General features: G+C 72.8%; 8 protein-coding genes. All 8 read left to right on the top strand.

Translation table 11 applies throughout. The features are described from left to right. Positions 1-117 precede the first annotated feature (117 nt). Positions 118-1,428 (top strand): extracellular solute-binding protein, encoded by a 1,311-nt coding sequence (locus tag AB0H28_RS15505; protein ID WP_358039549.1) that lies wholly within the window; start codon positions 118-120, stop codon positions 1,426-1,428. Then, positions 1,425-2,423 (top strand): sugar ABC transporter permease, encoded by a 999-nt coding sequence (locus AB0H28_RS15500; protein WP_358039546.1) that lies wholly within the window; start codon positions 1,425-1,427, stop codon positions 2,421-2,423. The genes AB0H28_RS15505 and AB0H28_RS15500 overlap by 4 nt, the downstream gene beginning before the upstream one ends. Beyond that, entirely contained in the window at positions 2,420-3,286 is an 867-nt protein-coding gene (locus tag AB0H28_RS15495; protein ID WP_358039698.1) for a carbohydrate ABC transporter permease, read from the top strand. The genes AB0H28_RS15500 and AB0H28_RS15495 overlap by 4 nt, the downstream gene beginning before the upstream one ends. A 39-nt stretch (positions 3,287-3,325) precedes the next feature. Further along, complete coding sequence (locus tag AB0H28_RS15490) at positions 3,326-5,650, top strand: glycoside hydrolase family 3 N-terminal domain-containing protein (protein ID WP_358039543.1); 2,325 nt, start codon at positions 3,326-3,328, stop codon at positions 5,648-5,650. Positions 5,651-5,866: 216 nt separating this feature from the next. Next, complete coding sequence (locus AB0H28_RS15485) at positions 5,867-7,348, top strand: glycosyltransferase family 39 protein (RefSeq protein ID WP_358039541.1); 1,482 nt, start codon at positions 5,867-5,869, stop codon at positions 7,346-7,348. Positions 7,349-7,425: 77 nt separating this feature from the next. Continuing rightward, a complete protein-coding gene (locus AB0H28_RS15480) occupies positions 7,426-9,306 on the top strand; it encodes a glycosyltransferase family 2 protein (protein WP_358039538.1) in 1,881 nt (626 codons plus the stop codon). Further along, a complete protein-coding gene (locus AB0H28_RS15475) occupies positions 9,300-10,424 on the top strand; it encodes a glycosyl hydrolase (RefSeq protein WP_358039535.1) in 1,125 nt (374 codons plus the stop codon). The genes AB0H28_RS15480 and AB0H28_RS15475 overlap by 7 nt, the downstream gene beginning before the upstream one ends. Positions 10,425-10,522: 98 nt before the next feature. Next, positions 10,523-11,413, top strand: coding sequence for an alpha/beta hydrolase (locus AB0H28_RS15470; protein WP_358039532.1), 891 nt, complete (start codon positions 10,523-10,525; stop codon positions 11,411-11,413). The last annotated feature ends 50 nt before the right edge of the window (positions 11,414-11,463 follow it).

Here is an 11,463-nt window from a genome sequence, read left to right as displayed (position 1 = left end):
CGCCCGGCGTCGTGTCTCAACGGTTTCGAAAACGTTATCGATATCGATTGACAGCGAGAAACGTGGCTGTAACACTCCCCGACAGGTAACCCGACTGAGCGGTCGAGGAGACATCTAATGGCAATGAAGCGCCGCGCCGGTGCCGTGCTGGCACTGTTGATGACAAGCGCCCTGGTCGCCGCCGGATGCAGTGGCGGTGGCGACGACGAGGCGGACACGGCAGGTGAGCTGTACCAGAACCCGGTGACGCTGACCTGGTGGCACAACGCCTCCCAGGACGGCCCCGGCAAGACCTACTGGGAGAAGGTCGCCAAGGACTTCTCCGCGGCCCACCCGACGGTCAAGATCGAGATCGAGGCGATCGAGACCAACCAGCTCCAGCGCACCCGGCTCCCCGCCGCGCTGCTCAGCAACGACCCGCCGGACATCTTCCAGGCGTGGGGCGGCGGCGAGATGCGCGAGCAGGTGGAGGCCGACTACCTCAAGGACATCACCGACCAGGTCAAGGACGAGGTCGCCGACATCGGCAGCGCCGTGGAGATCTGGCAGGTCAACGGCAAGCAGTACGGCCTGCCGTACCGGATGGGCATCGAGGGCATCTGGTACAACAAGGACATGTTCGCCAAGGCGGGCATTTCTTCACCGCCGGCCACGTTCGACGAACTGAACGCGGCGGTCGCCAAGCTCAAGGCGATCAACGTGGTCCCGATCGCCCTGGGTGCCGGCGACAAGTGGCCGGCCGCCCACTGGTGGTACAACTTCGCGCTGCGGGCGTGCTCGGTCGACACGCTGAAGAAGGCGACCACCGACCGCAACTTCGACGACCCGTGCTTCGTGAAGGCCGGCCAGGATCTCAAGGCGTTCATCGACACCAAGCCGTTCCAGGCCAACTTCATCGCCACGCCCGGCCAGAACGACCCGACCAGCGCCAACGGCATGCTGGCCAACGGGAAGGCCGCGATGGAGCTGATGGGCGACTGGAACCGGGGCACGCTCGACACGGTCGCCACCGACAAGGAAAAGCTGGCCAAGTTCCTCGGCTGGTTCCCGGTGCCGGCGATCTCCGGCTCCGCCGGTGACCCGAAGGCGGCCCTCGGCGGCGGTGACGGGTTCGCCTGCGCCAAGCAGGCCCCGGCCGAGTGCGTCGAGTTCCTCAAGTACATCGTGAGCCCCGAGGTGCAGAAGGGCTACGCGGCCACCGGCACCGGCCTCCCGGTCGCCAAGGGCGCCGCGGACGGTGTGACCGACCCCGCGCTGAAGTCCATCCTGCAGGCCACGTCCGATGCCACCTACGTGCAGCTCTGGCTGGACACCGCCTTCGGCAGCACGGTCGGCACCGCGATGAACGACGCCATCGTCGCCATCTTCGCGGGCAACGGCAGCCCGGAGAAGGTCGTCGCGGCCATGAAGGCGGCCGCGAGCAAGTGACCTCCACCGACCAGACCCGGTTCCCCGCCGGCGGCGTCTCCGCGCCGCCGGCGGGCCTCCGGCCCGCCGCACGCCAGTCCGGAAGTCGGGCGCAGACCCGTCGCAAGTGGTACGAGATCGTCGGGCTCACCACGCCGGCGCTCGTCGTCTACGTGACCTTCGTGCTGGTGCCGATGGGCTTCGCGTTCTACTACAGCCTGTTCCGGTGGCGCGGGGTGGGCCCGCCCACCGAGTACGTCGGCTTCCACAACTACGTCCTGGCCTTCCAGGACCCGATCTTCCTCGACGCGCTGCGCAACAACGCCATCGTCGTGTTCGGGTCGCTGCTGATCCAGGGTCCGGTCGCGCTGGGCGTCGCGCTGCTGCTCAACCGCCGCTTCCGCGGGCGCGCCGCGTTCCGCCTGCTGGCCTTCGTGCCGTACGTGCTCGCCGAGGTCACCGTCGGCATCATGTGGAAGCTGATCCTGACCGGCGGCGGCACCGTCGACGTGCTCCTGCGCGCGGTGGGCCTGGGCGGCCTGGTGCAGGCGTGGCTCGCCGACCTCGACGTGGTCATCTGGACCCTGCTGTTCATCCTCACCTGGAAGTACGTCGGCTTCGCCATCATCCTGCTGCTCGCCGGCCTGTCCAACGTCCCGGACGAGTTGACCGAGGCCGCCGCCATCGACGGCGCGAGCTGGTGGCAGATCCAGCGCCACATCACCCTGCCGTTGCTCGGCCCGACGATCCGGATCTGGATGTTCCTGTCCATGATCGGCTCGTTGCAGGTCTTCGACGTGGTCTGGGTGACCTCGGTGCCCGCGGTGCGGTCGCTGGGCGCGTCGGCCACCATGGCGACCTACATGGTGGACAACGGGTTCTTCGCCCGGCTCTGGGGCTACGGCAACGCGGTTGCCGTGATCCTGTTCGTCATCTCCTTCGTCGCGGCGCTGCTGTTCCAGCGCTTCCTGCTCCGCCGGGACATCGAAGGCGCCATCACGAGAAGGGCGAACTGACCGTGACCGCGAATTCCGTCCTCTCCCGGCCCGCCGGCCGCCGGCCCATCTCCTGGGGCACGCCGCTGACCTACGCGCTCGCGCTCGCCGTCGCGGCCGTGTCGATCGCCCCGATCGTCTACGTGATCGTCGGCGGCTTCCGCACCACCCCGCAGATCGTCGCGGACCCGGCCGGGCTGCCCGACCCGTGGGTCTGGGACAACTACGCCCGGGTGCTGACCCAGAGCGACTTCTGGCGGCAGGCGTTCAACAGCGCGGTGATCGCGCTCGGCACCACGCTCGGTGTCGTGGTGCTCGGCCTCTGCGCCGCGTTCGTGATCGCCCGCTACACCTTCCGTGGCCGGGAAGCGCTGCACACCTTCTTCACGCTTGGCCTGCTCTTCCCGGCCGGCGCGGCCATCCTGCCGCTCTACCTGATGCTGCGGGACCTGAACCTGATCAACTCCTACTACGCGGTGATCCTGCCGCAGGTGGCCTTCTCACTGCCGATCACGATCGTCATCCTGCGGCCGTTCCTGTCCGCCATCCCCCGGGAGTTGGAGGACGCCGCCGCGATCGACGGCGCGGACCGGCTCGGCTTCCTGTGGCGCATCGTGCTGCCGCTGTCGCGGCCGGCGCTGGTCACCGTGGGGATCCTCGCGTTCGTGGCGAGCTGGAACGCGTTCCTGCTGCCGCTGCTGGTCCTCGGTGACGTCAGCCTGCACACCCTGCCGCTGGGCGTGCAGAACTTCTCCAGCCAGTACACCACCGACACCGCGGGCGTTCTCGCCTTCACCTCGCTGGCGATGCTGCCGGCGTTGCTCTTCTTCACGCTCGCCGAAAAGCAGATCGTCGGCGGCCTGCAAGGCGCCGTCAAGGGCTGAGCGGCAGCGGCACGAGCACAACCAAGGGAAAGGCACACCATGACAGAGGTCCACGCGGTGGTGGGCGGACCGGCACCGGTCCAGGCAGTTGCGGACCACGACCTACCCGACGGGCACACCAGTGAGGCGCGGGTGCGGGAGTTGCTCGGCCGGATGACGCTCGACGAGAAGATCGCGCAGCTCGTCGGGTTCTGGGAGAAGGAGGACGGCGAGGCGGTCGCGCCGCTGCAGGGCGAGTTCGCCGACGCCGTCCGGCTGGAGGACTTCTCCCGGCACGGGCTGGGTCACCTCACCCGGGTCTACGGCACCCGCCCGGTCGACGCCGCGGCGCGGGCGGCCTGGTTGTGGGCGTTCCAGCGGGACCTGGTCACCGGCACCCGGCTGGGTATCCCGGCGATCGTCCACGAGGAGTGTCTGACCGGGCTGTCCGCGTGGAAGGCGGCCACCTTCCCCACGCCGCTGGCGTGGGGCGCCGCGTTCGACCCGGACCTGGTGACCGAGATGGCCGCGGCGATCGGGTCGTCGATGCGGGCGCTCGGCATCCACCAGGGGCTCTCCCCGGTGCTCGACGTGATCCGGGACCCGCGCTGGGGTCGGGTCGACGAGTGCGTCTCCGAGGACCCCTATCTGGTCGGCACCATCGGCACGTCGTACGTGCGCGGCCTGCAGTCGCAGGGGGTGCACGCGACGTTGAAGCACTTCGCGGGCTATTCCGCGTCGCGCGCCGGGCGCAACTTCGCCCCGGTGCACGCCGGCCCCCGGGAACTCGCGGACGTGTTGTTCCTGCCGTTCGAGATGGCGATCCTGGACGGCGACGCGCGCAGCGTCATGCACTCCTACGCCGAGATCGACGGCGTGCCGGTGGCCGGTGACCCGACGATGCTGACCGGGGTGCTGCGGGACCGGTGGGGCTTCGACGGCACGGTGGTGGCCGACTACTACGGGGTCGCCTTCCTGAACCTGCTGCACCACGTGGCCGGCGACCATGCGGAGGCGGCCGGGCAGGCGCTGACCGCGGGGGTCGACATCGAGCTGCCGACCGGCGACGCCTACCTGACCCTGGCCGACTCGGTCCGGGCCGGCCGGGTCGACGAGGCCCTCGTCGATCGGGCGGTGCTGCGGGTCCTGCGCCAGAAGCAGGACCTGGGACTGCTCGACGCCACGTTCACCGACGAGCCGCCCCGGATGGTCGAACTGGACCCGCCGGAACACCGGGCGATCGCCCGCCGCCTCGCCGAGGAGTCGATCGTCCTGGTCGCCAACCAGGGCGTGCTTCCGCTGCCGGCGGGCCGGCGGGTGGCGGTCGTCGGCCCGAACGCGGACCGGGCCGGCGCGCTGTTCGGGTGCTACTCCTTCCTGAACCACGTGCTGGTCCAGCATCCCGGCGTGGAGGCCGGCTTCGAGGCGCCGAGCGTCCTGGACGCGCTGCGGGTCGAGCTCGGCGCCGAACCGGTCACCTGGGCGGCCGGCTGCGACGTGGACAGCGACGACCGGTCCGGTTTCGACGAGGCGGTCGCCACCGCGTCCGCCGCCGACGTCGCCGTCCTGGTCGTCGGTGACCACGCCGGCCTCTTCGGCCGGGGCACCGTCGGTGAGGGCTGCGACCGGGAGGACCTGGAGCTGCCCGGCGTGCAGCGGGAGCTGGTCGAGGCGGTCCTGGCCACCGGCACCCCGGTCGTGCTGGTGCTGTTGACCGGCCGTCCGTACGCGATCGGCTGGGCGCTGTCGCGCTGCGCGGCCGTGGTGCAGTCGTTCTTCCCGGGGGAGGAGGGCGGCGGCGCGATCGCGGGCGTGCTCTCCGGCCGGGTGAACCCGTCGGGCAAGCTGCCGGTCAGCCTCCCCGGCTCGGCCGGGGCGCAGCCCTACTCCTACCTGCACCCCGCGCTCGGCCAGGGCAACGAGGTCACCAACCTGCCGGCGGTGCCGGCGGCGCCGTTCGGCCACGGGCTGTCCTACACGACGTTCGCCTACTCCGCCCTGACCGCGCCGGTCACCGTGCCGACCGGCGGCGCGCTGCACGTGACGGTGTGCGTCACCAACACGGGCACGGTCGCCGGTGACGACGTGGTCCAGCTCTACGGCCACGACGTGGTGGCCCCGGTGACCCGGCCGGTGGCGCAGTTGCTCGGCTACCGGCGGGTACGCCTGGCGCCGGGGGAGTCGGTGACCGTCGGGTTGACGGTTCCCACGACTCGCCTGGCGTTCTCCGACCGCACGCTGACCCGGGTCGTGGAGCCCGGCGACGTCGAGCTGTGGGTCGGCACGAGCGCGCGGCGGGACGTCGCGACGTCGACCACGCTCGTCGGTGACACCGTCGCGGTCACGAACGCGTCCCCGCGCTGGACCGTCGCTGAGCTGGGCTGAGGTCGGGTCCGCCGGTCGTCCACCCGGGACGGCCGGCGGACCGGCGAGTGCCCCCGGGTCAGGAAACTGACCCGGGGGTTTGTCGGGTCGCAGGGACCCACCGCCGGTCGAGAGCTTTAACCGGATATGGGTCCTGTGTCGGGCTTGCGCTCCGTAGGCTCCGGATTGTCAGCCAGCCCTCGAGCGGGGCTACCGGCGCCGGCCCGACAGGAATGCGTGAGTCGAACGATGATGGACGCGGACACCGTGGTCCTGCCCCGGCTCGGGCCGGCCGAGGTCGGCGTCGAGGACCCCTGGGGCGAGGACCTCCCGCCGCGCCGTGCCCCGGCCGCCGCGGCCGACGCGCGCCGGTGGCGGGTGCTTCCGTGGCTGCTGCCGGCGCTGCTGGCGGGCGGCCTCGGTGGCTACGGCCTGCCGACGCCGGGGATGCGGACCGAGGAGTTGGCGACCTGGCGCGCGGCCACGTCCCCCTGGCGCGACGCGCTGACCGGCGGCGAGGTCACCGCCGCGCCGTACCACCTGCTGGTGCGGGGCTGGGCGGAGCTGGTCGGCGCCTCCGACGTAGCCGTGCGCCTACCCTCGCTGCTGGCGGTGACCGCGGCCGTGGCACTGGTCGGCGGGTTGGCCGCCCGGCTGTTCGCCCCGGGCACGGGCGTGCTGGCCGGCGTGCTGCTCGCGGTGCTGCCGACCACGACCCGGTCCGCGCAGGAGGCCCAGCCGCACGCGCTGGCGTTGCTCGTGGCCGTGCTCGCCACCTGGCTCCTGCTGCCGGTCCTGGACCGGCCCGACGCCCGGCGGCTCGTGGCGTACGGCGGCGCGGTGGTCCTGCTCGGCCTGTGCCAGTCCGGGGCGCTGCTGCTGCTCGCCGGCCACGGCTGGGTCGTGCTCGCCTTCCGGCGGGGTTCGGCGGGCCGCTGGTCGGCCGCCGCGGCGCCCGGTGTGCTGCTCGGGGCCGCGCTGCTCGCGGCCGGCGGGCACGGCGGTGGGTTCCTTCCGGCCGGCGTCCGGCCCGACCTGGCCGCGTTGGCGGCGACGCCCCGGGAACTGTTCGGCGTCGCCGCGCTCGGCGTGGTGCTGGCCGGCCTGACCCTGTTCAGCCTCCCGCTGCGCTACGCCGCCGCGATCTGCACCGCCTGGGCGCTGGCGCCGCCGCTGGTGATGCTGCTCGCCGCCCGGGCGGCGCCGGTCTGGTCGCCGTCGAGCCTGCTCTTCACGCTGCCGGCCTGGGCGGTGCTCGGCGCGGTCGCGCTGTCCCGGCTGCGCGCCCGGTGGGCGGTGGCCGCACTGGTGGCGATCGCCCTGGTCGGCGTGCCGACCCAGACCGCGGTGCGCGCGACCGACGGGCACGGCCAGGACCCGCGCCGGGTCGCGGCGATCGTCGACGGGCTGCGGCAGCGCGGGGACGGTGTGCTCTACGGCGATCCGGCCGCGCGGGAACTGGTGGCGCGCTACGTCCCGGCCGACCACCGGCCGGTCGACGTGCTGGCCACGCCGGCGGGTCTCGGCTGTGCCGGGTGCGCCGGCGGCGGCCCGCGCCGGCTCTGGCTCATCCGGCCCGGCCACCACGCCGTGTCGAGGTCCGCCGGCGACGTGCTGGTGGCACCGGCGTCGCGGGCCGGTTACCAGCCGGCGCAGGTCTGGTGGCCGACCGGGTTCACGGTGGTCCTGCTGGTGGCCGAGCGCCGGCAATCCACCTGATTCCACCATTTAGGGGCTGATTGTCAGCTTAGCGTGGTGCGGGTTCGGGCGAGCCCGATGCAGACCATGGGGGAAACGTGGCCGTCGCCGCCGATACACGCCTGTCCCGCGCCACCCGGCCGGGAACCGCGGGGGACCGCCCGCCGCCGCCCGCCCCACCCGGGCGGCACGCCGAGCCGGGGCCGGACCGCCGGCAGCGCAACGTCCGGGCCCGCCTGGCGTACGCCCGGTGCGGCGCCACCACCGGGCCGCTGCGTCCGCCCCGCCGCCCCGACGCGACGGTCGAGTTCCGCCCCGCCGCCTCGGCCCGCGCGCGACTGGTGCTGACCCTGCTGGTGCTGGTCAACAGCGCGGCCGGCCTGATCTTCGTGGGCTGGCTGCTGCTGCCGCGGCACGTGCCCGGCCCGGGCGTCGTCGGGTGGGACGGCTGGCAGACGGCCGCCGCCCGGCTCGCGTTCTGCGTGGTCGTCGGCATCGAGCTGATCCGCCTGGCGCAGAACGCGGTGGTGTGGACCTTCGCCTTCCACGCCAAGGACCCGGTGCCGGTCGATCCGCCGGTCGGCCTGCGGGTGGCCCTGCTTACCACAATCGTCCCGAGCAAGGAGCCGCTGGACGTCGCGGAGCGCACCCTGCGCCGGCTGCGGGAGATCGTCTACTGCGGACAGGTCGACGTGTGGATCCTCGACGAGGGCGACGACCCGGCGGTGCGGGCGATGGCGGCGCGCCTGGGCGTGCGCCACTTCACCCGTACCGGCCGCCCGGAGTACAACCAGCCACGCGGCGAGTTTCGGGCCCGCACCAAGTCCGGCAACCACAACGCCTGGCGGGCCGAGCACGAACACCGCTACGACGTGGTGGCGAACGTCGACCCGGACCACGTGCCGCTGCCGAACTTCCTGGAACGCACGCTCGGCTACTTCCGCGACCCCGACGTGGCGTTCGTGGTGACCCCCCAGGTGTACGGCAACATGCACCAGAACTTCGTCGCCCACGGCGCCTCGGTGCAGCAGTACCTCTACAACGGGGTGATCGCGCGCGGCGGCAACGGGCTGGACGCGCCGCTGCTCACCGGCACCGGTCACCTCTACCGCCCGGCGGCCTGGCGGACCATCGGCGGTTACCAGGACTCGATCATCGAGGACCACCTCACCAGCATCCGGATCCACGCCGCCGTGAACCAGGCGACCGGCCGGCGGTGGAAGGGCGTCTACACCCCGGACGTGGTGGCGCTGGGGGAGGGGCCGACCTCCTGGGCCGACTACTTCAACCAGCAGAGGCGTTGGGCGGCCGGCATCTGCGAGATCCTGCTCCGGCGTGAGCTGCGCGCGCCGCGCGAGCTGCCGTCGCGCCGCCGCTGGCAGTACCGCCTGCTCCAGTTCTACTACCCCAGCGTCGCGGTCAGCCTGCTGCTGGGCAACGTCGCCACCGCGCTGTACCTGCTCACCGGCGTCGCCGCGGGCCGGCTCGACCCGCAGGTGTGGGCGACGCTGTGGGGCGCCACCCTCGGCACCTGGTTCCTGCTGTGGCTCTGGCTGCGCCGGTTCAACATCGCGCCGCACGAGCGGGAGGAGATCGGGATGGTCGGCATGGCGCTCGCGCTGTTCGCCGGGCCGGTCTATCTGGCCGCCGCCGGGGGCGCGCTGCTGCGCCGCCGGCTCGGCTTCGTGGTCACCGCCAAGGGCGCGCTGCGCACGGTGGAGTCGCCGCGGACGTTCCGGCTGCACCTGTGCTGGGCGCTGGGCGCCGCCGGGCTGCTCGGGGCGAGTTTCGCGCTGGACCACGACTACCCGCTGCTGCGGGTCTGGCCGGCGCTGACACTTGTCACCGGGCTCGCGCCGCCGCTGATCTCCTGGGTGGAGAGCCTGCGGGCTGGCCGGGACCGGACCGCCGGCGCCCCCCGGCAGCACCCGGTCGCGGCGGTGGCCCGGACCGTGACCGACGGGGGCGCGCCGTGCTGAGGCCGACGCTGCCCCGGGTGGGCCTGGCGCTGGCCGGGGTGCTGCTGCTCGCGTACGCCTTCGTGGTGGCGCCCGGGGTGTGGCGCGACCCGGGTTCCGGGGTCGCGGCGCCACGGCACGCTCCGGCGGTGGCCGCGCCGAGCCCCGACGGCGGCCTCTTCCCGCCGGCCGGGCAGGCGTTCATCGGCGTGATGACCGACTCCGGGCCGTACGACTTCGCTCCCGTGGACAGGTTCGTCGAGGCGGCCGGGCGCGCGCCGCAGGTGATGCTCTTCGGCGCCGACTGGGCGTCCGCCGCGTTCGACCGGAGTCTGTTCGACCGGATCGCCGCGCGCGGCATGATGCCGATGCTGGGTTGGGAGCCATGGGACCACACCGTCGACCAGGCGGCCCGGCGCACCGGCCTGACCGACCGGCAGGTCGACCGGCTGCGCGCCACCCAGCCGGACTACCGGCTGGCCCGCGTCGCGCGCGGCGACTTCGACGCCTACCTGCGGTCCTGGGCGCAGGGGGTACGCTCCCTGGGCTACCCGGTCGCGATCCGCTTCGCGCACGAGATGAACGGCGACTGGTACCCGTGGTGCGAGCGGGTCAACGGCAACCGTCCCGGTGACTACGTGCGGGCCTGGCGGCACGTGCACGACGTGTTCGCCGCGGCGGGCGCCACGAACGTCACCTGGGTGTGGAGCCCGAACGCGCGCTGGGACAAGACGACCGCCGGGCTCACCGGGCTCTACCCGGGCGACGACTACGTCGACTGGGTCGGTGTCACCGGCTACTACGGCAGCGGCACGTTCGCCAAGACGTACTGGTCGTTCGACCAGATCTTCGGCCCGACCCTCGGCGGGATCCGCAAGGTCACCGACAAGCCGATGGTGGTCACCGAGACCGGCGCCGCCGACACCACCGGGCACAAGGCCCGGTGGATCCGGGACACGTTCGGCTCGCTGCCCCGCTACCCCGGCCTGATCGGGCTGATCTGGTTCGAGGTGGACAAGGAGAGGGACTGGCGCATCGCCGGGTCACCGGCCGCGTCGGCCGCGTTCGCCGAGGCGGTGGCCGGTGAGCGCTACGACGTCACCTGGTCGCCGGCGCTCCGGCCGCGCGCCGGGCCCTGACCTCGGCGCGGGGACCGGTGATTTCACCGATGCGCGCGGCGGCCCCGGCATCGATGCTGACGCATGTCGATGTAATTGCGGCCCGAGGAGTGACCGACGTGCCCACCACCACCCGTTCCCGCACCCCCGTCCGTGCCCTCGCCCGACTCGCCGTGGCTGCCGTGCTCGCCACGGGCGGCGCCCTGGCCGCCCCGGCCGCGGCCGGGGCGGCGAGCCCCTACGAGCGCGGCCCGGCGCCGACGAACGCTATCCTGGAGGCCAGCCGCGGCCCGTTCGCCACCTCGTCGTACAGCGTCTCCTCGTGGAGCGTCACCGGTTTCGGCGGTGGCGTCATCTACTACCCGACTAGCACCGCCGAGGGCACCTTCGGCGCGGTCGCCATCTCGCCCGGCTACACCGCCACCTGGTCCAGCCTGAGCTGGCTCGGACCGCGGATCGCCTCGCACGGCTTCGTGGTGATCGGCATCGAGACCTACACGCTGCTGGACCAGCCGGCCAGCCGGGGCCGCCAGCTCCTGGCCGCGCTGGACTACCTGACCCAGCGCAGCGCGGTGCGGGGGCGGATCGACTCGTCCCGGCTGGCCGTGGCCGGGCACTCGATGGGTGGTGGCGGCACCCTGGAGGCCGCCGCGGCCCGGCCGTCGTTGCAGGCCGCCGTGCCACTGGCGCCGTGGAACCTGGACAAGACCTGGTCCGAGGTGCGGGTGCCGACGCTCATCATCGGCGGGGAGGCCGACACCATCGCGCCGGTGGCGACCCACTCGATCCCGTTCTACACCAGCATCCCGGCGTCGGCGGAGAAGGCGTACCTGGAGTTGGACGGGGCCAGCCACTTCTTCCCGCAGGTGGTGAACACGCCGCTGGCGAAGCAGGCGGTGGCCTGGCTGAAGCGGTTCGTCGACGACGACACCCGCTACGAGCAGTTCCTCTGCCCCGGTCCCAGCGGCTCGGCGATCGAGGAGTATCGCAACACCTGCCCCAGTTCCTGAGTCCGCCCGGGTGCGGGGTGGTCGCCGCGGCGGCCACCCCGCACCGTGTC

The sequence above is a fragment of the Micromonospora sp. NPDC050980 genome (genome assembly GCF_040653835.1).
Taxonomy (GTDB): Bacteria; Actinomycetota; Actinomycetes; order Mycobacteriales; family Micromonosporaceae; genus Micromonospora.
Note: the sequence above shows the minus strand (reverse complement) of the source record. Positions and strands in the feature narration are given on the sequence as shown.